The sequence below is a fragment of the Ruegeria sp. CG11 genome (genome assembly GCF_056537245.1).
Map to the genome: position 1 here is coordinate 336,286 of NZ_JBQFRE010000001.1, position 24,055 is coordinate 360,340.

Below are 24,055 nucleotides of genomic sequence, written 5' to 3' on the forward strand. Positions count from 1 at the left end.
CACCCCATACCAGAGTTGAAATCGGGCGATTCAATCCCTACATGTATACTATAGTACACAATAAAAGAGGACAGATATGATAGGCATGAACGAAGACCAGATCGTTGGTCTGTTGACGTCGAACATCATTTACGTGCTGGCGGCGGTCCTGATCGTCGTTGTCATTTTCAAAGGCATCAAAATTGTTCCGCAATCCGAGAAATACGTGGTTGAACGGTTCGGACGTCTGCACTCGGTTCTTGGCCCGGGCATCAACTTTATTGTGCCTTTTCTCGACGTTGCCCGCCACAAGATATCCATTCTTGAACGCCAGTTGCCGAATGCAACGCAGGACGCGATCACTAAGGACAACGTTCTGGTTCAAATCGACACCTCGGTGTTTTACCGCATTCTCGAACCGGAAAAGACGGTGTATCGTATTCGTGACGTAGACGGCGCGATTGCAACAACCGTGGCTGGTATCGTTCGTGCAGAAATCGGTAAAATGGACTTGGATGAGGTCCAGTCGAACCGTGCGCAGCTGATCACCCGCATTCAGGAAAGCGTCGAAACCGCCGTGGATGACTGGGGGATCGAAGTGACGCGCGCCGAGATTCTGGACGTGAACCTGGATCAGGCGACCCGCGACGCGATGCTGCAACAACTGAACGCCGAACGCGCCCGCCGCGCGCAAGTGACCGAGGCCGAGGGCCAGAAACGTGCCGTTGAACTGAACGCCGATGCCGAGCTGTATGCCGCCGAGCAAACCGCAAAAGCCCGCCGCATTCAGGCCGAGGCCGAAGCTTATGCAACCGGCGTGGTCGCCAAGGCCATTCAGGACAATGGCATCGAGGCCGCGCAGTATCAGGTTGCCCTGAAACAGGTGGAGTCGCTGAATGCGTTGGGAAAAGGAAATGGCTCGCAAACCATTGTTGTGCCCGCCAACGCGCTTGAGGCCTTTGGCGATGCCTTCAAGATGCTGAGAGGAGGAAAATAATGGCCGATCCCTTCTGGTTGACCTGGTGGATCTGGCTGGCCGCTGCGCTGGCGCTTGGGATCCTCGAGACAGTTCTGCCCGGATTTATCTTTCTGGGTTTTGCCATCGGGGCGGCCATCACGGGATTGCTGCTGATTATTCCGGGGATGGCTCCCTCGCTGCCAGTTTTGCTGCTGATTTTCGCGGTATTGTCCCTGATCGCGTGGCTGGTACTGCGGCGTGTATACTCCCTGCCGCATGGTCAGGTGAAAATCTTCCGGCACGACATTAACGACTAAGATCTGCGGGCGCCCCTTAGGGGGCGTCATTGCACCTCTGGACGCTGCCACAGGCTTTCCCTATATAATTGCTCAGGAACCAGACCCGAGGCACGAATGACTCATCCGAGTGAACAATTGGAAGGCACGCCGCTGATTGCGCCTTCGTCCATTGAGCATCCCCTTTACGACGCTGTGGTAGAGGCCTGCCGCACGGTTTTTGACCCGGAAATCCCGGTGAATATCTACGACCTGGGTTTGATCTACACGATCGACATCACACAGGAAAACGCGGTGAAAGTCATCATGACACTGACCGCGCCCGGCTGTCCGGTCGCTGGAGACATGCCCGGCTGGATCGTCGAAGCGATCGAACCCGTCGCGGGCGTCAAGGAAGTTGACGTCGAACTGACATGGGAACCGCCCTGGGGCATGGAGATGATGTCGGACGAAGCGCGGCTGGAACTTGGCTTCATGTAAGCCGGACAAAATAAGTCTTTGTCGCAAAAGATTTATTTTTCTGTCACCGGACCGTCGAAAAACCGTTACTTAACTTAAGAATAGTCCCGGCGTGTTGATGCTCGCATCCCGTTGAGCGCACAACGCAGGCCGAGACAGGCAATTGTCCCCCCGCTTAATCCGGCCTAGCGACCAGAATAAGAGACCGCTCTTGCCCGAGAGCGGTCTTTTTCATCCCATTAAACGGATTACTGCACCCCGCACGTGGATTTGATCTCAGCAGCTCTTTCATCCAACGCTTTGACATAATCGCCGGACAGCATGGACAACCTCTTGTTTTCGGTGCCCGTAACCAAACCCAACAACGCACCGGCTGGCGTAAGAGCAGCCACACTTTCAAGCTGTTGATCCTGCGCGTGCTTTTTCTCGGCTGCAATCGCGCGCAAATCACCTTCGGCGGTGGCACAACTGACCGGATGTGTTTTTTGCGCTGTATCAGCCAAGGCCCCACCTGCGGTTACCGCAAGAATTGACGCCAATACCATGTTTTTACAAACAACTTTATATGCAGCCATTTCATCTCACCTTATCTCAAACCATCTGAAAACCCTTGGGCTCAGCTAAGGTCACCTGATTTCAAAAGGCAAGCGTCATCCCCCCGACGGCAGAAAAGTTAGGTAAGCAGCCCTGCTATGTCTTGAGCCATTGCCCTGTCAGCACTAAATTGAATGCTACGCGCGACAACGGAGATCACAATGTTCGGCATTCCCGGCAAACAGGCCGTGACCATGACGCCCAAAGCGGCAGAGCAGATCGTCCTCCTGATGAAATCAGGTGGTCATGCTGGCCTGCGCATAGGCGTCAAGAAAGGCGGTTGCGCCGGCATGGAATACACCATGGACTATGTCGATCAGGCCGACGCGAATGATGAGGTCGTAGAACAGGACGGCGCGCGAGTCATGATTGCTCCGATGGCGCAGATGTTCCTGTTCGGGACCGAGATCGACTATGAGGTTTCGCTGCTTGAGGCTGGTTTCAAGTTCCGCAACCCGAACGTCGTCGATGCCTGCGGGTGCGGCGAGTCGATCAAGTTCGACGAGGGGCTGACACCCCAATCCTAAGATGCCTGAAGATGGACGTAGGTCTCATTGAACCGGCGGGTCAAATGCTCACCGGCCCGAATGGTCTGACCTGAGTTCGGCGGTGCCACGTTTGTGTCATAGGACGGGTTGAAAAACAGCGGCACCGACAGACGCTCCTGCGCGCCGCCAACCACCCGATGCAGGGTGGCCTTGACCTGCCCCGCCGTCCAGAACTCCAGCATTTCACCGAAATTGATGATAAAGGTTCCGGGCGCGGCCTTTACCTTTGCCCAGCTACGATCCGGCATTTGCACCTCAAGCCCCGAGGTGCCGTCGGTGGCCAGCAAGGTCAGACAGCCGTAATCCGTGTGGGCACCGATGCCAAAGTCGCGATCTCCGGCCCAGTCCGGGCGTTGGGGATAGTAATTGCCGCGCAGCAACGCCATCGGCGTATCAAACGCAGTGTCAAAACTGTTTTCCGCGCGCCCCAACGCCACGGCGATCGCCCGCAGAACGCGCATCGCAACCGCGCAGGCATCCGTGTAGTAGGTCTGGATCGTTTGCTTGAACGCGGGCGGATGATCCGGCCACTGGTTGGGCGCATACACGCCAAGCTTCGCGTTGGCATATGGGCTGTTCGCAGGCAGTTCATAGCCGCAATCGAACACTTCTTTGAAATCGGGGTTCGCCTCCGGGTCAACCTGCTCGGACCGTGACGCGCCCCAGCCCCGATTGGACCCGGTCAGCGCCATATCGACCCGTTTCTTCTCGGCCTCCGGCAGGTGAAAAAATGCACGGTACGCGCCCAGAACCTGTCGCACGCGGTTGCCGTCCAGCCCGGTATTCGAGACAGTTAGGAACCCCACCTCACGCACAGCGCGCAACAGCTTGCCAAGCTCGGCCGGGTCGCGTTGGTTCAGTTTTGTCAGATCAATGTTGTCGATCATAGGCCCGCTCCATTCTGCGCGCGGACACTGCCGTTTTGCGGTTCGCTCTGCAACCGGAATTGTCAGTCCGGACTGGCGGTGCTATCCGGTTTCCAGAACACCGATACTTAAGGGAGATTGGGACATGCGGCGTAAGCTGGCGGCTGGCAATTGGAAAATGAACGGAACGACGGCAGCGCTGAGCGAATTGGAGGCACTGACCCGTGCATTCCCCTCTCCGACCGTAGACGTACTGATCTGCCCGCCCGCCACGTTGTTGCATCGCGCGGCAGAAGCCGTGCGGGGAACAGGAATCACCGTCGGCGGGCAGGATTGCCACGCTGCGACGTCGGGCGCGCATACCGGCGATATAAGCGCAGACATGCTGGTGGATGCCGGTGCAAACACGGTCATTCTGGGCCATTCTGAGCGCCGCGAGGATCACGACGAACAGAACGAAGACGTTCGCGCCAAAGCCCGCGCGGCCATGGATGCCGGGCTGAAGGCGATTATCTGCGTTGGCGAAAGCCTGGAACAGCGCGAGGCCGCCAATACTCTGGAGATCATCGGCGGCCAGATGTCGGGCTCGATCCCCGACCAGTCGACCGGAGAGAACCTGATCGTCGCCTATGAACCAATCTGGGCCATTGGCACCGGCAAGGTTCCCACGCTGAACGAAATCGGAGAGGTTCACGACTTTATCCGCGTCCGCCTGGAACGGCGTTTCGGTGAAGGCGTTGGGCGTTCTGTCCGCCTGCTTTACGGCGGTTCGGTCAAACCATCCAACGCGACCGAAATCTTTGGCGTTTCAAACGTGGATGGCGCGCTGGTCGGTGGTGCCAGCCTGAAGGCCGCGGACTTTTCTGGCATTGTCGAGGCATTGGAAAAAGCCTGAGCGCCTCTGATCTGTTTTCATTTGGCGGGTAAAGAACCTGTTGAAGTCGCGCGCTCCATCTTCAAACCCACGCCGCCAAAAACGAAATTACGACGTCTCGAGGAGAGGATATGAAAAGCAATCTGCGCCGGCCGAGCAAGGATTCCACCCTTCGTCAAATCTGTGATGCCGGATTTCCAATCGAGTGTATTCTCGATATCGGTATTCATACCGGGACGTTCGAGTTGATGAGCGCTTTTCCAGACAAAAAGCACTATCTGTTTGAACCCATTGAGGATCATTTTACGACCATCAGGAAAAACTATCAGAAAAAGGGTATCGACTACGATCTGGTGAATGTTGCCGTTTCAAACGCGGACGGGACGGCTGAACTTAGGGTCTCGTCCGTCAAGGACGATGAGAAAGTGACACATGCCAATTTTACCGAGGCCGGAGCAGCGACCGAGTCTCTGCGTAGCGTGCCGACGCTGAAACTCGATACATTTGTGGCCAACCAGAACCCACCCGCCCCGTATCTTCTGAAAATCGATGTCGACGGTGCGGAAGAAATGATCCTGGAGGGCGCGCAGAAAGCGCTTAAGAACTGCTCGGTTCTGATCATTGAAGCTCCGCGTCACAGGCTTATCGAGCGGGCAAAGTTGGTCAAGGCAGCCGGTTTCGAGCTCTTGGATATTGTCGACTTCTGCTACTACGACGGCTTTCTATGGCAGGTGGACCTAATTTTCATTAACCCCAAGTTCGCCCCGGCGGACTACATTGATCTCCCCCAAAACGGTTTTTCCATCGACAAGTGGCATAACTATAAAGCGCCACGCGGCAAACCTTCCAAAAGGGTCAAGCGACGGCTGTCCCGCTTGTTTCGGAAGAAGAAATAGATACGCTATTCTCTATTCAGAGCGGTCGCCCGGAGGTGCACCTGTTTTTCAGATGATCTTTGAGACACGCCGTCAACATTTTGCACGCCCTAGGGGTATCACGCCATCTTCATGGCAATCAGACCGGACACGATCAGAATAGCGGCAAAGACGCGCAAAGGGGTCAATGCTTCGCCCAGAAACATCACGCCGACCAGAAACGCACCAACTGCGCCGATACCGGTCCAGATGACGTAGGCTGTTCCAAGAGGCAACGCGCGCATCGCGAGCGCCAGCAACCCGAACGAGCCGATCATGGACACGCCCATAATGGCGGTTGGCCACAATCGGGTGAAGCCGGCCGATTGCTTCATGGCAACCGCCCACACGATTTCAAGCAGGCCAGCGAATAACAGATAGATCCAAGCCAAAGGACACCTCATTCTTGTTCGGGTCGTCCCGAATGATCACCCGTTATGGGGAGGTCGTCCTCTGACCTCGATGTGGGACTGCACGGCGTATCTTCAAGTAGTCCGCAAAGAAAAAGGCCGGGCAGATCGCGCTGCCCGGCCTTTAACAAAAGCGATCTTCGCTAGTTGGTCACGATTTCCGGCCCCATGAAGGTGTTGGGCAGGAAGGTCGATATCCACGGGATATATGTCACCATGATCAGGAAGACGAACAGCACGGCCAGGAACGGCAGCGCCGCCTTTACGACCTTCATCATCGGCATCCCGGCCACGCCCGAAGTCACGAACAGGTTCAGACCGACCGGAGGCGTGATCATCCCGATCTCCATGTTGACCACCATGATGATGCCCAGATGGATCGGGTCGATGCCCAGTTCGATCGCAATCGGGAACACCAGCGGCGCCACGATCACCAGCAGTCCCGAGGGCTCCATGAATTGCCCACCGATCAGCAGGATCACGTTCACCACGATCAGGAAGGTCACCGGCCCCAGGCCTGCGGACAGCATCGCGTTGGCGATATGCTGCGGGACCTGCTCATCCGTCAGCACGTGCTTGAGGATCAGCGCGTTGGCGATCACGAACAGCAGCGTGACGGTCAGCTTGCCGGCCTCGAACAGCGTGTGCTTGGTGTCCGGGTGGAAGAACGCCGTCAGCAGCGCATAGGGCTTCTTCATCAGCGGCAGATTCTTCTCTCCGTCCTCGGTGCTCAGCGGCCCCATGTCCTTGTAGACAAAGCTGGCGATGAAGAAGGCATAGACGGCAGCCACCGCAGCGGCCTCGGTCGGGGTGAAGATACCGCCATAGATACCGCCCAGAATGATCACGATCAGGAACAGGCCCCAACCGGCCTCGCGCGCCGAGGTGAAGACTTCGCCCCAGCCTTTCCATTCGCCTTTCGGCAGGTTCTTGACCTTGGCCATGACATAGATGGTGATCATCAGCATCAAACCCGCCATCAGGCCCGGAATGACCCCCGCCAGGAACATGCGCCCAACCGAAACCTCAACAGCTGCGGCATAGACAACCATCACGATCGACGGCGGGATCAGGATGCCCAGCGTACCGGCGTTACAGATCACACCAGCGGCGAATTCCTTGGAATAGCCAACCTGACGCATCCCCGCGATGACGATCGAGCCGATGGCCACCACAGTCGCCGGAGACGACCCGGACAGCGCCGCGAACAGCATACAGGCAAAGACACCCGCAATCGCCAGACCGCCCGGCAGATGCCCCACACAGGCAATCGAAAACCGGATGATCCGCCGCGCCACGCCGCCGGTGGTCATAAAGGACGAAGCCAGAATGAAGAACGGGATCGCCAGCAGGGTAAAGTGCCCCTCGAACGCTTCGAACAGCGTGCCCGCGACCGAGGCCAATGAACTGTCGGAATAGATCAGCAGGAACAGGGTCGAACTGAGGCCCAGAGCCACCGCAATCGGAACCCCGATCAGCAGTAGGCCAATGACCATCGAGAAAAGAAGTACTACGTCCATCAGTCATGCTCTCCTTGCTGAGCCCGGACCTCTTCGATCTCGTCCTCGACTTCGTGGCTGGCGACGATACGGTCGGTCTCACCGCGCCATATCTGCACGGCGACCTGCGCAAAGCGGATCACCAGCAGCAGCATCGACAGCGGCAGTATGAAATAAGGAACAACCTTGGGCAGTTTCTCGTACGACTCGCCGTAATTGATCATGTCTTCAAGGAACCGCAGCGGCGCGACCATGGGGATGTCGTCAACCTCGTAGAAACTCTGACTGCGGGCATCGAAATTGAACCCGGTCGGGAACCAGCGGCCCGAAGTGGGCGGCAGGTCGGCAAACACGGCCCAGTAATCATATGCCCCTTTGAGCATCAGCAGCGAGAACACCAGACAGCAGCCAACAGCGATCAGCGCCAAAACCCGGCGCGGCGCCGGGGCCAGCATGTTCAGGATGGCATCCACACCCAGATGCGCGTGCTTCTTCACCGCATAAGACGCGCCCAACAGCACAAGCCACCCGAAGGTGAACACCGTCAGCTCAAGCGCCCACAGGATATTGGAATTGAATACGAACCGCGCGATCACATTGGCAAAAGTCACGGCCGTCATCAGGCCCAGCAACAACGCGATCAGGGTTTCTTCGATATGGTCGACCAGCCCGCCTTGGCCGGGTTTCGCACCAGACATCTTTCTGTCCCCGCATTTTTTGTGATGAGAGTGTTTGGGGCGGGCCATTCACGGCCCGCCCGGCCTGCGCGTCGATAACTCCCCAGTCCCTGACGCGCGGCCTGAACCGGGATCAGAACCCGGCGTTGATTGCCTGAGCGGCGTCGATCTTGTCCTGACCCACGTCGTCGGCGAACTTGTCCCAAACCGGTTTCATCGCATCAACCCAGGCTTGGCGCTGTTCGGGGTTCAGCTCACGAATGATTCCACCCGCATCGGTGATCGAGGCCTTGGCCGCTTCGTTTACCGCAAAGGCTTCCTTGTTCCGGGTTTCGGTCACTTCGGCAAGAATGGTCAGGAACTGGTCACGGACTTCCGGATCCAGGCTGTCCAGCCAGTCAACCGACGTCACGACCAGATAGTCAATGATGCCGTGGTTGGTCTCGGTAATGCCGTCCTGAACCTCAAAGAACTTTTTGCCGTAGATGTTCGACCAGGTGTTCTCCTGCCCGTCCACAACGCCCTGTTGCAGCGCGCCGTACACTTCCGAAAAGGCCATCTTCTGCGGGCTGCCACCAATGGCTTCCATCTGCGCAACCAGCACGTCCGAGGACTGCACGCGGAACTTCAGGCCCTCCGCATCGGACGGGGCCTCCAGAGGTTTGTTCGCGGACATCTGCTTCATGCCATTGTGCCAGAAGGCCAACCCCTGCAGACCACGACGCTGCATGCTGTCCTTCATCGCCTGACCGTCGGCCGAAGCCTGGAACGCATCCACGGCATCGATGTTCTTGAACATGAACGGTAGGTCGAACAGACGGAACTGTTTGGTGAACTTCTCGAATTTCGACAGCGAGGGCGCGGCCAGCTGCACGTCGCCTTGCAACATCGCCTCCAACACCTTGTCGTCGTTGTACAGCGTGGAGTTCGGATAGACCTCAATGCACATCACACCGTTCATCTCGTCATTCACGCGCTGCTCCAGCAGTGATGCCGCGATGCCCTTGGGGTGCTTGTCCGAGTTCGTCACATGCGCGAACTTTACGACGATCTCGCCGTCCTCACAGGCTGCCATGCCTGCGGTTGCGGTTACGGTCAGTGCAACTGCCGTTGCGGCCGTTGTTAGGAATTTCATCAGTCTTTTCCTCCCAGACTTACTCATTCGTCCAATTGGCGCCGGTTTGGCACCGTATGAGCGAAGTGAAGCGAATCAGGAGTTTTGGCTCAACGTTTTGTTTCAAATCGCGCAACCACAGAATTTCTTGCATTAAAACAGCGGATTAAAAGGAGCATTCCAGAGTCCCGCTTCTCCTCTCAAAGCACGCTGTGCGAAATTTCGCACAAGCCCGACCCCTGTTGTGCGGGATTCCGCACTCTTCCCGAATCAATTCGTCAGAATCACACAGTTTACATCTCGCACACCCGCAGCCCGCCTCAGCGGGCTGCCTGGCCCAACGCCTTTAACCGCATGAATATGCGGTCAAAGGGGGCGGGAGCGGTTCGGATCACCTGCGATAATCTTCGGGGCGAATCTGATACCGGGCCAACTTGTCATAGAATGTCTTGCGCGGCAGTTTCAGCGCCTTTGCCGCGTCCGAGGCCTTGCCGTTGTGCCGCCCCAACGCCGCGATCAGCAATGAGCGTTCCACCCGCGCCATCTGCTCGCTCAACCCCAGATCAGTGGCCTGCGCAACTTCTTCCGGCATTCCCAGCACAAACCGCATGGCGGCGGACATCAGCGACCGAGCATTGCCCGGCCAATCACTGGCCATCAGCGACGCCAGATGCTCGGACGAGATCTCGGGCTCCGGGATACCGGCCTGTTCGGCCGCCTGTGCCACATAGTGTCGAAAAATCACCGGAATATCCTCGGGCCGCTCGGCCAGCGAGGGTATGCGCACCCGCATCACGTCCATCCGATAGAACAGATCCGCATGAAACCGCCCCTCTGCTGACAGCGCAGCCAGATCAGCCGTTGTGCCCGCCAGAATGCGCGCACCAATGCCCTGCTCGACCGCTTCCAGCGCGGCGTATTGCGTCGCCTCGGGCATTGCCGAGATCTCATCCAGGAACAACGACCCTCCGGCCGCATCCTCGCAGACCTGAACCAGCGCGTCGGGTGTCAAACCGGACGAGGGCCGTTTCACAAACGGACCCTGCGCCTGCGGCGACATCAGGTGTACAACTTCGGCCACCTTTGAGATTCCGCTGCCCGCGGGGCCGGTGACCAAAACTTCCGCCCCTGTTAGGGCAACTGTCCGCGCACGCTCTCTCAAAGCTTCGGCCTGTGGCGACAGGCCGAACAGCAGGCGCGCAGCGGGATCTCCACGTTCCAACTCGTATTTCAACGCGCGCTGTTCCAGAACCTGAGCACGTGCAACAAAAGCCTTGCCCAGAACGTCCAACAGATCGGCGGCGGCGCAGGGCTTTTCCAGAAAGTCGAACGCCCCCTGCCCCATGGCACGGACGGCCATCGGGATATCGCCTTCACCCGTCAGTAGGATGACCGGCAGGTCCGAATCAACCTCATACGCGTAGGTCAACAAATGAAACCCATCCCGCCCCGGCATCCGGATATCCGACACGATCACGCCTGGGAAATCAGCGCGAATATGATCCTTGGCAGCCACGAACGATCCCGCCGTGACCGGAATGTAATCAGCCAGTTCCAGCGTCTGCGCCAGAGCTTCGCGCACAGCGGCGTCATCATCGACCAATAAAACCTTGCGGATCATGCCACCTCATCTTCCCGGTAATACTCAAGTTCAACGGTGAACATCGCACCGGTCGGGGCGTTGGTACCGCGAATATTCCCCCCGAAACTCTGAACCAGACCGTACGAGATCGAAAGGCCCAACCCCATCCCCTCGGACGAACCCACCGCCTTGGTTGTGTAGAAGGGTTCGAACAATTTTTCGGTGTTTTCAATGCCGGGACCAATATCGCGCACTGTCACGGCCAACTTTCTTCCGTTGTTGATCACGATGCGGATAAGGCGCTCCTCCTGCTGGCTCATCGCGTCTGCGGCGTTGTTGATCAGGTTCACAAAGACCTGAACCAGCCGCACCTCACCGCCCCACGCAAAGACCGGGTTGTCGGGCGGTTGCCAGTCCATCGTCACCCCTTCGGCACGCAGCCGTGCCTCGGTCAGTTCCACGGCCGTGTCGATCACTTGCACCAGATCGACCTTGCCCATCGGCTCACTTTCATTGCGGGCAAAGGCGCGCAGGTTCTTGATGATCCGCGCCATCCGGGCGGCCATGTCGGAGATGCGCGTCAGGTTCTCGGCGGCTTTCTCCTCGCGCCCCCGCGACAGGAAGGCCGCCCCGTTGTCGGCAAATTGCCGGATCGCCATCAGGGGTTGATTCAGTTCGTGGCTGATACCCGCCGACATCTGCCCTAGGGCGCTGAGTTTACCGGCCTGAATAAGCTCCTCCTGCGCGTGCTTCAACGCAGTCTCCGCCTCTTGCCGTTCATGCACCTCGCGACGCAGGGCGGTGTTGGCAGCGGTCAGGGCACGGGTACGCTGCGCTACGCGGCTTTCCAGAACCGCGTTGGCTTCGGCCAGAGTTCGTCTGCGTTCCGTCGCCAGAAACAGCAACGCACCGAAGGCTAGACAGATCGCCGCAACTGTTGCCGCCTGCAACCCGGCCAGACGCCGCGCGGGGGCGACGTCAACCAGCACCTCGGCCGTCATGTCGATCACCGGCAGATCAAGCATCAGGTGCAACGCGCGGCTGGGCAGGTAGCGGCCCCAGTTAAGCCTCCACAACTCATGCGGCCCGACCCGGGTCGAGGCGAAATCGACCTCGCCTCCCTCTGGCGGTGTCAGCCCCTGCTGCCCGTCAGCGCGGTGCCAGAACAACAGATCAGACCGGTTCGAGATAAAGACCACCCCGTCGCCATCTATAAAAAAAACCGCCTCGGTGCTGCCTCGCCAGGTCTGTTCCACATCCTGCACGTCAGCCACGACCATCAGCGCGCCTTCGACCCGGCCCGAATCGTCAAAGGCCGGGGCCGCATAGGAATAGATGCGGCTACCGCTGATTGGCAGGACACCATGCGCGTTGCCCAATGCCCCCTGCAGCGCCCGCTGGAAAGCGGGGTGATCGGCCATGTTGACCTGCTCAACAGGCTGCGCCGAAACCAGGACCTGACCGGCTCGGTCCAGGTACATCATGTTCACGGCCGCGGTCTTGTCCGCCACGTCCAACAGGATCGCGCGGGCCGCCTGTTGCTGCGCTGGGGTTTCAATCGCTCGCAGGGCGGGATGATTTGCCATCAACACAGCCAATTCCTGATAAACCTGCATCTGCGTGCTCAGCCGGTCGGCGGCCAGTTCAAGGTCAGCCCCGGCTTTTTCGCTCAGCTGCGACAGCGCCTGCCGATAGCCATAAGACCACACTCCGGCGGACAACAGCCCGACGGCACACAGAAATCCCAGGATCACCCAAACCCGTTGCATGGTATAGGGTCTTGCATTCAGCGCGCCGCATGGCAAGTCTGCGCCGCATGAAGACGGTATCCCAATCCCCGGTCGAACCGGGTTTCGTGCAAGATCCCTATCCTTTTTATGACAAGGCCCGTGCGTATGGGGACCTTGTTTTTTGGGAGGATTACAACAAAATCGCGGCGGTCTCACACCGAGCCGTGCAGGTATTGCTGAAGGATCGCCGGTTCGGGCGCGAGGTTCCCGCCGAGTTGCAGCGCCCCGGCCCCACCCATTTGACACCGTGGCTGAATGTCGAGGCGCATTCGCTGCTCGAGGCTGAACCGCCGCGCCACACACGACTGCGGGCGCTGGTTACGCGGGCCTTTACATCCCGCGCGATCTCAGCGCTGGAGCCGTCCATTCATGACCTCAGCCACAACCTGATCGACCGCTTTCCGGATACACCATTTGATCTGCTAAACGCGTTCTGTGCGCAGGTTCCGGTGATTACGATCTGCCGCCTGTTGGGCGTACCCGAGGAGATGTCGCCCGACCTGTTGCGGTGGTCTCATGCCATGGTGGCGATGTATCAGGCCAGCCGCACGCGCGAAACCGAGGACACAGCCGCAACCGCCGCCCGGGATTTCACAGCGTTCCTTAGCAACTACATCGAACAGCGGCGCACCGACCCGCAGGACGACCTGATCACCCGCCTGATCGCCGCCGAGGAAGATGGCGAGAAACTCTCACATGACGAGCTTGTTGCCACCTGCATCCTGCTGCTGAACGCCGGGCATGAGGCCGCGGTTCATTCGCTGGGCAATGGCGTGAAAACCCTGTTGCAATTGGGCCTCGACCCACGCGCCCACGCGATAGACGGATTGGTCGAGGAAATCCTGCGCTACGACCCCCCGCTGCACATGTTCACCCGCTATGCCTATGAAGAGGTCGAACTGTTCGACCATACCTTCAAACGCGGCGATGAGGTCGCGCTGTTGCTGGGGGCCGCGAACCGTGATCCATCGGTCTGGGCGGAACCGAACCGTTTTGACCCCACCCGCCCAATCGTGACCAATACCAGCTTCGGCGGCGGGCTGCATTTCTGCGTCGGCGCCCCGCTGGCGCGACTGGAGATGCGGATCGCCCTGACCGCCCTGTTTGACCGCTGCCCGAACCTGCGCCTGACGACGAAACCGGAATACTCGAACACTTACCATTTCCACGGGCTGACTCGATTGATGGTTCAGATCTGACTAGCCTCAGCTTTCGATCAGCGCATTCAGGGGTAGCATTGTGGTGGATTTGATCTCCTCCATCGACAACAGTGCGGTCACGTTGTGGACACGCACTTCGGAAATCAGGGTCTGGTAGAATTCGTCATAGGCCCGCGCGTTCTTGACCCGCACCTTGAGGATATAGTCGATGTCGCCGGCCAGTCGGTGCGCCTCCTGCACCTCGGGCCGATCCCGCAGCGCCTTGAGGAACTTGCGTTGCCACTCGGCCTCATGTTCCGAGGTGCGGATCAGAACGAAGAAAGTCGCCTCGAAACCCAGTGCTTCGGCGTCCAGCAAAACGGTCTGCTGACCGATGACCCCGGCTCCTTTCAGCTTGCGGATTCGATTCCAGACTGGGGTCTTGGAACTGCCGACACGGGCTGCTATTTCGTCCAGCGATTGGCTGGCGTCGCGCTGTAGCTCGACCAGAATTTTCCGATCCGTGTCATCAATCCGCACCGACATTCCATTTTTCCCATCGTTTCAAAACTCACGTCCCAGATCGAGGCACTGACGGAACGTTTGTTCTTATTTGAGCGCCCATATAGCGCAATACCGGGAATATTTCCTATATTGCAGGTCAAGTCAAACCAAGCGGAACCACAGATGCAGCTTACGCGTTCATATGATGGCACAGGGCACGTCGACTTTGTCGGCGCGGGTCCGGGCGATCCGGAATTGCTGACGCTCAAGGCACTGAATGCCTTCGAGCGCGCTGACGTCGTTCTGCATGATCGTCTGATCAGTGCCGAGGTTCTGGAACTGGCGGGCAAGTCCGCTGTTCTGGTTGATGTTGGCAAGGCGGGTTTTGGCCCCTCTTGGAAACAGGAAGACATCGACGCACTGCTGGTCGACTACGCGGTGAAAGGCCACCACGTCGTGCGCCTGAAATCCGGCGATCCCACCGTGTTTGGTCGTCTGGACGAAGAGATCGAAGCGATCGAGGCTGCTGGCATCTCTTGGCAGATTGTTCCCGGCATCACCGCGGCATCGGCTGCGGTTGCAGGAATTGGTCAAAGCCTAACGCGCCGGGGCCGCAATTCCTCGGTACGGTTCCTGACCGGCCACGACATGAAAGGCTTTGCTGATCACGACTGGACCGCGCTGGCGCGTCCCGGTTCCGTGGCGGCGATCTACATGGGCAAGAAATCCGCCCGCTTCATTCAAGGCCGCCTGATCATGCACGGCGCCGACCGCGACACGCCCGTGACGCTGGTCGAAAACGCCTCACGTCCCGATCAACGCGTTCTGGCCACCACGCTGGACCAGCTGCCCACCGATCTGAACGCCGCCGAAATGGACGGCCCCACCCTAACCTTTTACGGCCTCGCCCCGCGCCAAGCGGCCAAGGCCCTGACCGAATTCAAGAAGGAGCACGCCTGATGGCCCGCGCTTTTACCCCCAAAGTGGTCACCGCCAACGACCTTCTGGAAGGCGACGTTATATACCTGACCGAAGACGACCGCTGGTCGCGTGAACTGTCCGAGGCCGAGCTGATCACGGATGAGGCCCACGCACAGGTTCGCCTGCTGGATGCCAGCCGTCAGGCCAGCAAGATCGTCGGTGCCTATTTGGCCGATGCCGTCGCAGGCGACAATGGCCCCGAACCCGCCCATTTCCGTGAGGAGTTCCGTCGCACCGGACCCTCGAACTATGCCCATGGCAAGCAGGAAACAGCAACGCAGCCCCGGGCCTGACCCTCGGCCCTCTCTCTCCCCTTCAAGGCCCCAAGGTTCGGGGCTGCAACCAAGGACAGCTAATCATGTATCGCTACTCCGAGTTCGACACAGCATTTTTGGCAGAACGTAACGCGCAGTTCCGCGCGCAGGTCGAGCGCCGCATTGACGGCTCGTTGACCGAAGACGAATTCAAACCCCTGCGCCTGATGAATGGCCTGTATCTGCAGCTGCACGCCTACATGCTGCGGGTCGCCATCCCCTATGGCACTCTGAACAGCGCACAGATGCGTCAACTGGCCCTGCTGGCTGAAAAGTGGGACAAGGGTTATGGCCATTTCACCACCCGTCAGAACATCCAGTACAACTGGCCGAAGCTGAATGACGTGCCGGATATGCTGGACGCGCTGGCCGAGGTTGGGATGCACGCGATCCAGACCTCGGGCAACACCATCCGCAACGTGACCGCCGACCATTTTGCCGGTGCCGCCGCCGATGAGATCGCCGACCCGCGCCCCTATGCCGAATTGCTGCGCCAGTGGTCGACCGACCACCCGGAATTCCAGTTCATGCCGCGTAAGTTCAAGATCGCCATCACCGGCTCGGAAAATGACCGCGCCGTGATCAAGGCACATGACATCGGCCTGCAACTGGTCGAGCGTGACGGCGTTCTGGGCGCCCGCGTGATCGTGGGTGGCGGCCTGGGCCGCACCCCGATGATCGGCAAAGAACTGTCCGAATTCGTCGCCTTTGACGATCTGCTGGCTTACCTGGAAGCCACCGTTTCCGTGTGGAACCAGATCGGCCGCCGCGACAATAAGTATAAAGCGCGAATCAAGATCACCGTGCACGAAAACGGCATCGACACCATCCGTGCCAAGGTCAACGAGCGCTTCTTGCAGGTTCGCCCGCAGTTCAAAGGTGCTGACATGAACCTGCTGCAAGAGATCAAGGGCCACTTTGCGGCACCTGCTTTCCGCGAAGGCTCGGTTGCGTCGTTCGAGAGCGCCTACACCAACGATCCGGTCTTCCGGTCATGGGTCGACACCAACATCGCGCCGCACAAGAACGCGGACCACGCGATCGTCACGATCTCGATCAAGAAACACGGTGCGACACCGGGTGATGCGACTGCTGAACAGATGCGCGTGATGGCCGATCTGGCCGAAGAGTTCGCCTATGACGAGCTGCGTATCAGCCACGAGCAGAACGTTATCCTGCCGCATGTCCACAAGTCGGACCTGCCCGCGATCCACGCCAAGCTGAAGGAATACGAGTTGGCGACCGCCAATATTGGCCTGATCAGCGATATCATCGCCTGCCCCGGTATGGACTACTGCGCGCTGGCGACGGCGCGCTCGATCCCGGTCGCGCAGGAAATTGCGACCCGTTTCGAAGACCTGAAGCTGGAGCATGATATCGGTCACCTGAAGATCAAGATCTCGGGCTGCATCAACGCATGTGGTCACCACCACGTGGGTCATATCGGCATCCTGGGTCTGGATCGTGCAGGCGTCGAAAACTACCAGATCACTCTGGGTGGTGACGGCACCGAGAACGCGGCCATTGGCGACCGCACCGGTCCGGGCTTTGCCTATGACGAGATCGTGCCCGCCGTTGAGCGCATCGTCGACACGTATCTGGAGCAACGCGAAAGCAGCGAGGAAACTTTCCTGCAGACCTATCGTCGGGTAGGCATGGCGCCGTTCAAAGCGGCCCTCTACCCCGAGGCGCAGGCTAATGCCGCTTGACCTGATCCAGACGGAACTGGGTAAAGACCGAGGCGAACTGACTGAACGGGTCAATGCGCTGAACGCCCAGTTCCGCCATCACAGCGCCCATGACGTGATGCATGGCGCACTGGAGGAGATCGAAGAGCTTGCTCTGGTTTCCAGCTTTGGTGCGGAATCGGTCGTGCTGCTGCACATGGCGGCGGTGGTCAACAAGATGACCCCGGTGCTGTTCGTGGACACTCAGATGCTGTTCACCGAAACGCTGGAATACCAACAGGAGGTAAGCGAACGCCTGGGCCTGAAAAACGTCCACGTCATCCGCGCCGATGATGAGGACGTGCAGCGCGACGACCCGTATGGCGCGTTGCGTTTGCGGGACATGGATGCGTGCTGCAACCTGCGCAAGACCTTCCCGCTGCAGCGGGCACTGATGGGGTACGATGGCTGGATCACCGGCCGCAAACGGTTCCAGTCCGGCACCCGCGCCGCGCTCGAGTTCTTTGAGGTCGAGGACGGCACCGGCCGGATCAAGGTCAACCCGCTGGCCCATTGGGCGCCCGAGGACGTGCGCGCCTATATGGACGAAAACAACCTGCCCCGGCATCCGCTGGTGGCCAAAGGTTACCTCTCGATCGGCTGTGCGCCCTGCACATCGCCGGTCAAAGAAGGCGAAGACCCCCGCGCCGGACGCTGGCGCGATCAGAACAAAGAAGAATGCGGCATCCATTTTGTCGATGGCAAGATGGTGCGCGCCGGAGAGAAAACATGAACGTAATCGTATCGGATACGGGGTTCGCCCCCGATGACTGGACCGACGGCTTTGTGACGCTGGAAGACGCGGCCAATGATGTGGTCGCGCTGGATGTGGCCTCGGACACCGACCCGGATGAGCTGATTGACCGTCTGGGCGGCGCGCAGATGGTGCGCGTGGACTTTCCGTCCTCGGCCGATGGTCGCGGCTTTACCATTGCCCGCGTTCTACGGCTGAAAGGCTATACCGGCCGTCTGCGCGCCAAAGGGCACGTGCTGGCCGACCAATACGCCATGGCCCGCCGCAGCGGCTTTGACGAGGTCGAGATCGACGACGCTCTGGCCACCCGTCAACCCGAAGATCAGTGGCTGGCCCGCGCCAACTGGAAAGACCACAGCTATCAGGCCCGCCTGCGCGGCTAAGACCGCCAACCGCCAGCTTAAATTAAGGAAAGGGGCAATCTGCCCCTTTTCCTGATGTGGATCAAAGCTTAAACGGAGATGTCGGTTTAGCAGACCGGCAGTGAAACGATGACAGAGATGAAGCCCGTGACCGAAGCAACCGCCGTAAAGGCCCCCGTTCTGCCGGACGCCCAGACCGTAACGGACGTCAAACACTGGACCGACAGCCTGTTTTCCTTCAAGGTTTCGCGCCCTGCCTCGCTGCGGTTCCGCTCGGGCGAGTTCGTGATGATCGGCCTGCTGGGTGACAACGGCAAACCCCTGCTGCGCGCCTATTCGATCGCCTCGCCATCCTGGGACGAAGAGCTGGAGTTCTATTCGATCAAGGTGCAGGACGGTCCGCTGACCTCGAAACTGCAGCACATCAAAGCGGGTGACCAGATCATCCTGCGGCCCAAGCCCGTCGGCACACTGGTCCATGACGCCCTGCTGCCCGGCAAACGTCTGTGGTTCTTTGCCACCGGCACCGGCTTCGCTCCTTTCGCCTCGCTGCTGCGCGAGCCGCAGACCTATGAGGACTATGATGAGGTCATCATCACCCACACCTGCCGCGAAGTGGCAGAGCTGGAGTATGGCCGTCAGCTGATCGAAAGCATCCGTCAGGACGAAATGCTGGCCGAGCTGATCGGCGAAGGGTTTGCGGACAAGATCCGCTATTACCCGACCACCACGCGGGAAGAGAGCCCCAAGATGGGCCGCATCACCAACCTGCTGAAAGATGGCACCGTGTTTGCCGATCTGGGCATCGAGGGCGGCATCCAGCCGGATACCGACCGCGCCATGGTTTGCGGTTCGCTGGCCTTCAACCTGGACATCAAGGCCATTCTGGAAGAGTTCGGCCTGCGCGAAGGCGCCAATTCCGAGCCCAAGGAATTCGTGATCGAAAAGGCCTTTGTCGGCTGATCCACTCGCGCGGGCCACTGGAATGACCATGGCCCGCGCATAAACCTGCTGTTAAACCTGATTTATTGAGGTCATTCGGCAAGGTTGGCGCTTGAATCAAGACGCGCAGCAGTCTAAATTCCGGGCTCGAAATTCTGCAATCATCAAAGGAATGAACCCATAGCCCGCAGACCTCACAACGCGCCGCCGCAGAGAGATACCGGACCGCGCGTCAATGAAAAAATCCGTGCCTCCGAAATTCGCCTGATCGGCGCTGATGGAGAAAACGTCGGGGTGGTTCATCCCGCCAAAGCCATGCAACTTGCGGCAGATGCCGGGCTTGACCTGGTCGAGATTTCGCCCAACGCGAACCCGCCGGTCTGCAAGATCATGGACTTCGGCAAGTTCAAGTACGAACAGCAGAAACGCGAAAGCGAAGCCCGCAAAAAGCAAAAAGTCATCGAGGTGAAAGAGGTCAAGTTCCGGCCCAACACCGACACTCATGACTATGACGTCAAGATGAAGAACGTCTTCAAATTTCTGGAAAAGGGCGACAAGGTAAAAGTGACCCTGCGCTTCCGCGGTCGTGAGATGGCGCACCAGAACCTGGGCCGTGAGCTGCTGGAACGCGTGGCTGAAGACATCAAGGAACTGGGCAAGGTCGAGAACATGCCCAAGATGGAAGGCCGTCAGATGATCATGATGATCGGGCCCCTGCCACAGAAATAAAGCTTTCATCAGCCTAAAATTCAAAGCCCCCTCAGATGAGGGGGCTTTTCTTTTTTCGTCCGTCAGATCACCGCTGATATTGCTTTGCTCAGCTTTCCGACCAACTCGTCGATCTGCGTCTCTTCGATGATGAACGGCGGCGCCAACAGGATGTGATCGCCCAACCGCCCATCTCGTGTGCCGGACATCGGGTAACAGATTAGACCTTCAGCCAATGCGGCCTTTTTGATCTTACCCGCCACGCCGAGCGCTGGGTCGAACGGCGTTTTGGTTTCGCGATCAGCGACCAGTTCAATCCCCCGAAACAAACCACGCCCCCGAATATCCCCGACATTGGGATGTTGTCCCAACGCGGACTCTAGCGCTGATTGCAGCTTTTCGCCCATGACGACCGCCCTTGCGGGCAAATCACGCTCAGTCATTTCGCGAACAACGGCCAATGCCGCCGCGGTCGCGACCGGGTGGCCAATGTAAGTGTGACCGTGCTGAAAGAACCCGGACCCATCGCGGATGGCGTCAAAGATTCTACCGGTGCACATCATTGCCCCGATCGGTTGATATCCGGCCCCCAACCCCTTGGCGATGCACAGGATATCCGGGGCCACTCCATCGTGATCACAGGCAAACAGATGCCCCGTCCGGCCCATGCCGCACATCACCTCATCCAGAATCAGCAGCACGCCGTACTGGTCGCAGATCTCGCGGATGCGTTTGAAATACCCCTCGACCGCAGGCACGGCCCCCAAAGTTGCACCGACAACCGGTTCGGCCATGAAGGCCATCACGGTCTCGGGACCCAGCCGCTGGATTTCGGCCTCCAACTCATTGGCGACGCGCTGACCGTAATCATGGCTGCTCTCGCTGTCCGCTTTTTCCGCATATTCATAGCAAGGCGCGATATGTGTCATGTCGATCAGCATCGGCGCAAATTGCGCACGTCGCCATGCGTTCCCTCCGGCCGACAGGGCACCCAAGGTATTGCCATGATAGCTCTGCCGCCGAGCAATCACATGCCGCCGCTCAGGCTGGCCGATCTCCAGATAATATTGCCGCGCCAGTTTGATCGCCGCCTCGGTCGCCTCGGACCCGCCCGAAACGAAATACACACGGTCCAGACCGTCCGGTGCCTTTTCAACCAGCAAATCCGCCAGCGCTTCGGCCGGTTCCGAGGTCATGAAGCCGGTATGGGCAAAGGCGATCTTTTCAACCTGCTCCTGCACAGCCCGGATCACCGCCGGATCGGAGTGGCCCAGACAGGACACGGCAGCGTCACCGCAATCCAGATACCGGCGACCCTGTGTATCGATCAGATAGCACCCGTCTCCGCCCGCAGCGACCGGCAGGTCCGTTTTCGTGTGGCGTGGGAATACGTGACTCAATCAACTGCCCTTTCCAACATGGCAACAAGCGCCGCCACCGACGCGGTATTGTCTTTCCAAAGGTTTCCGTTCTGATCGGTCAGGCTATTTTCAAAGCCCACCCGAACGTCTCCACCCCGCTGAGCCGCATAAGCCAAACAGGCATGTTCCCGCGCGCCAAACGCGCAAACCATCCACGGCGATGTATCCACCGGAAACTGATCCAAGTCCTTCGGCGCGGACTGCTGGCCGGACGTATACCGGCCCAGAACCAAAAGGCGGTCCACCTGACCCTCCCGCACAATTCCAGCCTTTTGCCACTGCGCCAGCAAGGCAGCGTCATCCGCGTCATACAGTATATGCTGTACCCGAGTTCCCTGCTCGGCGCACAGCCCATAGACACGCGGCGCCAGCTCGGGTGCTCGCGCGATTTCCCGTACGGATATTGAAGCCCAATCCGGCTGCACCTGTTCCAGACACGCCAACTGGGCAGGCACATCGAACAGGCCCGCAGCCTCGGTCGTGATCTGAATATCCATTTCCGGAATGACCCGGCGCAGTTCAGCTATTGTTTCTAGGTATTGGCCCGCGTCCAGCGCGTGCTGCCCCTGCTTGTCGCGAATATGCAAATGCAACCCGTGCGCCCCGGCCCTGAAACAGGCGCGCGCAGCGTCCACGATCTGATCAATGGAAACGGGCAGTTCGGGATGATCCGATCGCCCTCTCCGCGCTCCATTCGGCGCGACCAGCACATAGGGGCGACGGGCGGTTTCGTTTTTTGCTCGCGTATCTGACATGCGCATTCCTCTGATATCACCTGCCATCTAATCAAGCTTGCTCCGTTTTTTACTTGTTTATTTCATAACATTTGTTTTTCTTTTCTAATGGAGAACACACCAAACCAAATTACCGAACACCTGCGTCAAGACATCGAACGGATGCCGTCTGCTCTGCAAGCGGCCGCCAAGTACATCATCGACCATCCCGGAGATTTCGGCCTGAACCCGATCCGCACCACGGCGACCAAGATCGGCGTCAGCTCCAACGTTCTGGTCAGGCTCGCGCAGCGCATGGGCTTTGACAGCTTTGACGCCTTCCGCGCACCATTCCGGCACGCCTTGGTCACGGATCGAGAGGGTGAACTGGGACAGGAGTGGCTGACCAAAATGCGAACCGAGGATGCTTTCAGCAACGCGCAGGCAAAGCTGGCGCAGAACGAACAGAACATCGTCGCCCGGTCTCTGCGCCTGATGAGGCCTGAAAAAACACGCGAGGCGGTCCGGCACATCTCGACATCCCGCCGGTGTTTCGTCACAGCGACACGCGCAAGCTACGCGCTGGCCTATTACTTTTCCTATACGGGCCGCATGGCGCACCCAAGCATCCAACTTGTGCCACGGCATATCGGCTCGGCCGCGGATGATCTGCTGGACGCCGACCAAAACGATTGCCTGGTCGCCATCACCGTCCACCCCTATTCCGCAGACACAATCCAATCGATGCGGTTCGCTAAACAACAAGGTATGCGCCTGATCCTGATCTCGGACAGCGACGTGATCGCCCCCGGGGTCGAGCCCGACATTGCCTTCACCGTCAGCACCCGCGCCTTGTATCCGTTCTCCTGCTACACCGGAGCAATGGCTGTTCTGGAATGTCTGCTGGGCCACCTTTTCGATGCCGGAGGCGACGCGGCCCGGCAGCGGATCGATGCCTACCAAAAAGCGCGCGAGGATACCGGGGCGTATTGGCAACCTTCAAAACCGCCGAGACTGCGCCGAACGTAAAAAGCCCCGGTATTCGACCGGGGCTTTGCTTAGGCTCTTTGTCTTACATACAGGCTTCGACGGCCCGTTTGGTCATAACGCCGACCAGATGCGCGCGGTATTCCTTGCTGCCATGCAGATCGGCGATCATGTTGGCCGGATTGATGCGCAAGCCCATCAACGCATCTGCGCGGAACTCTTTGTTCAGCGCCTCCTCGGCCTCGGACCAACGGAACACACCATCTTCGCTTGCACCGGTGACGGCGACACGCACACCATCGGCAAAACGCGCCACGTAAACGCCCACCAGCGCGAACCGTGAGGCAGGTTGCAGGAACTTCTGATAACTCGCCGCCTCCGGCACCGGGAAGCGGACCGAGGTGACAATCTCACCCTCGTCCAAAGCGGTCGAGAACATCCCCTCAAAGAAATCGTCCGCCGCGATCTGCCGTGCATTGGTGACAATGGTCGCACCCGATCCCAATACAGCGGCCGGGTAACAGGCCGCTGGATCGTTATTGGCAATCGACCCACCAATGGTGCCGCGATTGCGCACCGCCGGATCACCGATCTGACCTGCCAGCGCCGCAAGGGCCGGATAGCTGCCCGCAGCCTCAGACGCGACCGTGGCGTGGGTTGTCGCCCCTCCAACGGCCACCGAGCCATCATCTTCGACGCAGACCCCCTTCATCTCGGCAATCCCGCTTACTGACACCAGCTTGGACGGTGCCGCCAACCGCTGCTTCAGCGTCGGGATCAACGTCTGACCGCCCCCCAACGCCTGCGCATCCTCGGCCCCCAACGCGGCGACCGCGTCGGCAATGGTCGAGGGTTTTTCAAACTCGAAACTGTACATTTCGTCTTCCTTTCCGAAAGGCGCGGATCTGCCCTTCATCTGGCTATAAATATCTCGGGGGTCCGG

At 59.1% G+C, this 24,055-nt stretch carries 27 protein-coding genes; 15 read left to right on the forward strand and 12 right to left on the reverse strand.

Annotated features, from left to right (window positions below; genetic code table 11):
* Positions 1–85: 85 nt before the first annotated feature.
* The 3 genes from ACR0KW_RS01680 to ACR0KW_RS01690 all read left to right on the forward strand — a co-directional run bounded on the left by ACR0KW_RS01680 (position 86) and on the right by ACR0KW_RS01690 (position 1,713).
* On the forward strand, positions 86–976 hold the full coding sequence (locus ACR0KW_RS01680) for an SPFH domain-containing protein (RefSeq protein WP_170325515.1): 891 nt from the start codon (positions 86–88) through the stop codon (positions 974–976).
* Positions 976–1,254 (forward strand): NfeD family protein, encoded by a 279-nt coding sequence (locus ACR0KW_RS01685; RefSeq protein ID WP_480803454.1) that lies wholly within the window; start codon positions 976–978, stop codon positions 1,252–1,254. Before ACR0KW_RS01680 ends, ACR0KW_RS01685 begins: the two co-directional genes overlap by 1 nt.
* Before the next feature lie 96 nt (positions 1,255–1,350).
* A complete protein-coding gene (locus ACR0KW_RS01690) occupies positions 1,351–1,713 on the forward strand; it encodes an SUF system Fe-S cluster assembly protein (protein ID WP_170324781.1) in 363 nt (120 codons plus the stop codon).
* 227 nt (positions 1,714–1,940) lie between these two features.
* On the opposite strand, the gene ACR0KW_RS01695 is transcribed toward ACR0KW_RS01690, so the two are convergent.
* Entirely contained in the window at positions 1,941–2,267 is a 327-nt protein-coding gene (locus tag ACR0KW_RS01695; protein WP_480803455.1) for a hypothetical protein, read from the reverse strand.
* A 180-nt stretch (positions 2,268–2,447) separates the two neighbouring features.
* Here ACR0KW_RS01695 and ACR0KW_RS01700 point away from each other — a divergent pair, with 180 nt between their 5' ends.
* Positions 2,448–2,813, forward strand: a complete 366-nt coding sequence (locus ACR0KW_RS01700) for a HesB/IscA family protein (protein WP_480803456.1) — start codon at positions 2,448–2,450, stop codon at positions 2,811–2,813.
* Here ACR0KW_RS01700 and ACR0KW_RS01705 read toward each other — a convergent pair.
* On the reverse strand, positions 2,810–3,721 hold the full coding sequence (locus ACR0KW_RS01705; protein WP_480803457.1) for an isopenicillin N synthase family dioxygenase: 912 nt from the start codon (positions 3,719–3,721) through the stop codon (positions 2,810–2,812). The genes ACR0KW_RS01700 and ACR0KW_RS01705 overlap by 4 nt on opposite strands.
* 124 nt (positions 3,722–3,845) lie before the next feature.
* Between ACR0KW_RS01705 and tpiA the strand changes: the two genes are divergently transcribed.
* Together tpiA and ACR0KW_RS01715 are read left to right on the forward strand one after the other, a co-directional pair.
* The gene (gene tpiA / locus ACR0KW_RS01710) at positions 3,846–4,595 is read left to right on the forward strand and encodes a triose-phosphate isomerase (RefSeq protein ID WP_480803458.1); all 750 of its coding nucleotides are present in this window, start codon (positions 3,846–3,848) and stop codon (positions 4,593–4,595) included.
* A 110-nt stretch (positions 4,596–4,705) separates the two neighbouring features.
* Positions 4,706–5,470, forward strand: a complete 765-nt coding sequence (locus ACR0KW_RS01715) for an FkbM family methyltransferase (RefSeq protein ID WP_480803459.1) — start codon at positions 4,706–4,708, stop codon at positions 5,468–5,470.
* 98 nt (positions 5,471–5,568) lie between these two features.
* On the opposite strand, the gene ACR0KW_RS01720 is transcribed toward ACR0KW_RS01715, so the two are convergent.
* The 6 genes from ACR0KW_RS01720 to ACR0KW_RS01745 form a co-directional block, all read right to left on the reverse strand.
* Complete coding sequence (locus ACR0KW_RS01720) at positions 5,569–5,880, reverse strand: DMT family transporter (RefSeq protein ID WP_480803460.1); 312 nt, start codon at positions 5,878–5,880, stop codon at positions 5,569–5,571.
* Positions 5,881–6,041: 161 nt separating this feature from the next.
* A complete protein-coding gene (locus tag ACR0KW_RS01725; protein WP_170324774.1) occupies positions 6,042–7,418 on the reverse strand; it encodes a TRAP transporter large permease in 1,377 nt (458 codons plus the stop codon).
* Entirely contained in the window at positions 7,418–8,095 is a 678-nt protein-coding gene (locus ACR0KW_RS01730) for a TRAP transporter small permease (RefSeq protein WP_480803461.1), read from the reverse strand. The genes ACR0KW_RS01725 and ACR0KW_RS01730 overlap by 1 nt, the downstream gene beginning before the upstream one ends.
* A gap of 112 nt (positions 8,096–8,207) precedes the next feature.
* Positions 8,208–9,209, reverse strand: coding sequence for a DctP family TRAP transporter solute-binding subunit (locus tag ACR0KW_RS01735; protein WP_217356176.1), 1,002 nt, complete (start codon positions 9,207–9,209; stop codon positions 8,208–8,210).
* Positions 9,210–9,579: 370 nt separating this feature from the next.
* Positions 9,580–10,809 (reverse strand): sigma-54-dependent transcriptional regulator, encoded by a 1,230-nt coding sequence (locus ACR0KW_RS01740; RefSeq protein ID WP_480803462.1) that lies wholly within the window; start codon positions 10,807–10,809, stop codon positions 9,580–9,582.
* A complete protein-coding gene (locus ACR0KW_RS01745; protein ID WP_480803463.1) occupies positions 10,806–12,539 on the reverse strand; it encodes a sensor histidine kinase in 1,734 nt (577 codons plus the stop codon). The genes ACR0KW_RS01740 and ACR0KW_RS01745 overlap by 4 nt, the downstream gene beginning before the upstream one ends.
* A gap of 47 nt (positions 12,540–12,586) precedes the next feature.
* Between ACR0KW_RS01745 and ACR0KW_RS01750 the strand changes: the two genes are divergently transcribed.
* Positions 12,587–13,759 (forward strand): cytochrome P450, encoded by a 1,173-nt coding sequence (locus tag ACR0KW_RS01750; protein ID WP_480804185.1) that lies wholly within the window; start codon positions 12,587–12,589, stop codon positions 13,757–13,759.
* Positions 13,760–13,765: 6 nt separating this feature from the next.
* On the opposite strand, the gene ACR0KW_RS01755 is transcribed toward ACR0KW_RS01750, so the two are convergent.
* On the reverse strand, positions 13,766–14,245 hold the full coding sequence (locus ACR0KW_RS01755; protein ID WP_170324770.1) for an Lrp/AsnC family transcriptional regulator: 480 nt from the start codon (positions 14,243–14,245) through the stop codon (positions 13,766–13,768).
* Between the two features lie 141 nt (positions 14,246–14,386).
* Here ACR0KW_RS01755 and cobA point away from each other — a divergent pair, with 141 nt between their 5' ends.
* The 7 genes from cobA (at position 14,387) to infC (ending at position 20,012) form a co-directional block, all read left to right on the forward strand.
* The gene (cobA, locus tag ACR0KW_RS01760) at positions 14,387–15,163 is read left to right on the forward strand and encodes a uroporphyrinogen-III C-methyltransferase (protein ID WP_480803464.1); all 777 of its coding nucleotides are present in this window, start codon (positions 14,387–14,389) and stop codon (positions 15,161–15,163) included.
* Positions 15,163–15,477, forward strand: coding sequence for a DUF2849 domain-containing protein (locus ACR0KW_RS01765; RefSeq protein ID WP_480803465.1), 315 nt, complete (start codon positions 15,163–15,165; stop codon positions 15,475–15,477). The genes cobA and ACR0KW_RS01765 overlap by 1 nt, the downstream gene beginning before the upstream one ends.
* 65 nt (positions 15,478–15,542) lie before the next feature.
* Positions 15,543–17,207, forward strand: a complete 1,665-nt coding sequence (locus ACR0KW_RS01770; RefSeq protein WP_480803466.1) for a nitrite/sulfite reductase — start codon at positions 15,543–15,545, stop codon at positions 17,205–17,207.
* Positions 17,197–17,958 carry a phosphoadenylyl-sulfate reductase gene (locus ACR0KW_RS01775; protein ID WP_480803467.1) on the forward strand — a complete coding sequence of 254 codons (762 nt, stop codon included), beginning with the start codon at positions 17,197–17,199 and terminating at the stop codon, positions 17,956–17,958. Before ACR0KW_RS01770 ends, ACR0KW_RS01775 begins: the two co-directional genes overlap by 11 nt.
* Positions 17,955–18,362, forward strand: coding sequence for a DUF934 domain-containing protein (locus tag ACR0KW_RS01780; protein WP_480803468.1), 408 nt, complete (start codon positions 17,955–17,957; stop codon positions 18,360–18,362). Before ACR0KW_RS01775 ends, ACR0KW_RS01780 begins: the two co-directional genes overlap by 4 nt.
* A 108-nt stretch (positions 18,363–18,470) precedes the next feature.
* Positions 18,471–19,304 (forward strand): ferredoxin--NADP reductase, encoded by an 834-nt coding sequence (locus ACR0KW_RS01785; protein ID WP_480803469.1) that lies wholly within the window; start codon positions 18,471–18,473, stop codon positions 19,302–19,304.
* A 246-nt stretch (positions 19,305–19,550) separates the two neighbouring features.
* Positions 19,551–20,012: a translation initiation factor IF-3 gene (gene infC / locus ACR0KW_RS01790; RefSeq protein ID WP_480575972.1), complete on the forward strand. Its 462-nt coding sequence runs from the start codon at positions 19,551–19,553 to the stop codon at positions 20,010–20,012.
* A gap of 62 nt (positions 20,013–20,074) precedes the next feature.
* On the opposite strand, the gene ACR0KW_RS01795 is transcribed toward infC, so the two are convergent.
* Positions 20,075–21,391, reverse strand: coding sequence for an aspartate aminotransferase family protein (locus tag ACR0KW_RS01795; protein WP_480803470.1), 1,317 nt, complete (start codon positions 21,389–21,391; stop codon positions 20,075–20,077).
* Entirely contained in the window at positions 21,388–22,167 is a 780-nt protein-coding gene (locus tag ACR0KW_RS01800) for a beta-keto acid cleavage family enzyme (protein ID WP_480803471.1), read from the reverse strand. Before ACR0KW_RS01800 ends, ACR0KW_RS01795 begins: the two co-directional genes overlap by 4 nt.
* 141 nt (positions 22,168–22,308) lie before the next feature.
* Between ACR0KW_RS01800 and ACR0KW_RS01805 the strand changes: the two genes are divergently transcribed.
* Positions 22,309–23,154 carry a MurR/RpiR family transcriptional regulator gene (locus tag ACR0KW_RS01805; RefSeq protein ID WP_480803472.1) on the forward strand — a complete coding sequence of 282 codons (846 nt, stop codon included), beginning with the start codon at positions 22,309–22,311 and terminating at the stop codon, positions 23,152–23,154.
* 43 nt (positions 23,155–23,197) lie between these two features.
* Here ACR0KW_RS01805 and ACR0KW_RS01810 read toward each other — a convergent pair whose 3' ends face one another.
* Positions 23,198–23,989 (reverse strand): FAD binding domain-containing protein, encoded by a 792-nt coding sequence (locus ACR0KW_RS01810; RefSeq protein WP_480803473.1) that lies wholly within the window; start codon positions 23,987–23,989, stop codon positions 23,198–23,200.
* Between the last annotated feature and the right edge of the window lie 66 nt (positions 23,990–24,055).

Bases quoted from the DNA above. Each gene is read 5' to 3' on its own strand.
- ACR0KW_RS01680 (WP_170325515.1), top strand. From the start codon at position 86: ATGAACGAAGACCAGATCGTTGGTCTGTTGACGTCGAACATCATTTAC.
- ACR0KW_RS01685 (WP_480803454.1), top strand. From the start codon at position 976: ATGGCCGATCCCTTCTGGTTGACCTGGTGGATCTGGCTGGCCGCTGCG.
- ACR0KW_RS01690 (WP_170324781.1), top strand. From the start codon at position 1,351: ATGACTCATCCGAGTGAACAATTGGAAGGCACGCCGCTGATTGCGCCT.
- ACR0KW_RS01695 (WP_480803455.1), bottom strand. From the start codon at position 2,267: ATGGCTGCATATAAAGTTGTTTGTAAAAACATGGTATTGGCGTCAATT.
- ACR0KW_RS01700 (WP_480803456.1), top strand. From the start codon at position 2,448: ATGTTCGGCATTCCCGGCAAACAGGCCGTGACCATGACGCCCAAAGCG.
- ACR0KW_RS01705 (WP_480803457.1), bottom strand. From the start codon at position 3,721: ATGATCGACAACATTGATCTGACAAAACTGAACCAACGCGACCCGGCC.
- tpiA (WP_480803458.1), top strand. From the start codon at position 3,846: ATGCGGCGTAAGCTGGCGGCTGGCAATTGGAAAATGAACGGAACGACG.
- ACR0KW_RS01715 (WP_480803459.1), top strand. From the start codon at position 4,706: ATGAAAAGCAATCTGCGCCGGCCGAGCAAGGATTCCACCCTTCGTCAA.
- ACR0KW_RS01725 (WP_170324774.1), bottom strand. From the start codon at position 7,418: ATGGACGTAGTACTTCTTTTCTCGATGGTCATTGGCCTACTGCTGATC.
- ACR0KW_RS01730 (WP_480803461.1), bottom strand. From the start codon at position 8,095: ATGTCTGGTGCGAAACCCGGCCAAGGCGGGCTGGTCGACCATATCGAA.
- ACR0KW_RS01735 (WP_217356176.1), bottom strand. From the start codon at position 9,209: ATGAAATTCCTAACAACGGCCGCAACGGCAGTTGCACTGACCGTAACC.
- ACR0KW_RS01740 (WP_480803462.1), bottom strand. From the start codon at position 10,809: ATGATCCGCAAGGTTTTATTGGTCGATGATGACGCCGCTGTGCGCGAA.
- ACR0KW_RS01745 (WP_480803463.1), bottom strand. From the start codon at position 12,539: ATGCAACGGGTTTGGGTGATCCTGGGATTTCTGTGTGCCGTCGGGCTG.
- ACR0KW_RS01750 (WP_480804185.1), top strand. From the start codon at position 12,587: ATGAAGACGGTATCCCAATCCCCGGTCGAACCGGGTTTCGTGCAAGAT.
- ACR0KW_RS01755 (WP_170324770.1), bottom strand. From the start codon at position 14,245: ATGTCGGTGCGGATTGATGACACGGATCGGAAAATTCTGGTCGAGCTA.
- cobA (WP_480803464.1), top strand. From the start codon at position 14,387: ATGCAGCTTACGCGTTCATATGATGGCACAGGGCACGTCGACTTTGTC.
- ACR0KW_RS01765 (WP_480803465.1), top strand. From the start codon at position 15,163: ATGGCCCGCGCTTTTACCCCCAAAGTGGTCACCGCCAACGACCTTCTG.
- ACR0KW_RS01770 (WP_480803466.1), top strand. From the start codon at position 15,543: ATGTATCGCTACTCCGAGTTCGACACAGCATTTTTGGCAGAACGTAAC.
- ACR0KW_RS01775 (WP_480803467.1), top strand. From the start codon at position 17,197: ATGCCGCTTGACCTGATCCAGACGGAACTGGGTAAAGACCGAGGCGAA.
- ACR0KW_RS01780 (WP_480803468.1), top strand. From the start codon at position 17,955: ATGAACGTAATCGTATCGGATACGGGGTTCGCCCCCGATGACTGGACC.
- ACR0KW_RS01785 (WP_480803469.1), top strand. From the start codon at position 18,471: ATGACAGAGATGAAGCCCGTGACCGAAGCAACCGCCGTAAAGGCCCCC.
- ACR0KW_RS01800 (WP_480803471.1), bottom strand. From the start codon at position 22,167: ATGTCAGATACGCGAGCAAAAAACGAAACCGCCCGTCGCCCCTATGTG.
- ACR0KW_RS01805 (WP_480803472.1), top strand. From the start codon at position 22,309: ATGCCGTCTGCTCTGCAAGCGGCCGCCAAGTACATCATCGACCATCCC.
- ACR0KW_RS01810 (WP_480803473.1), bottom strand. From the start codon at position 23,989: ATGTACAGTTTCGAGTTTGAAAAACCCTCGACCATTGCCGACGCGGTC.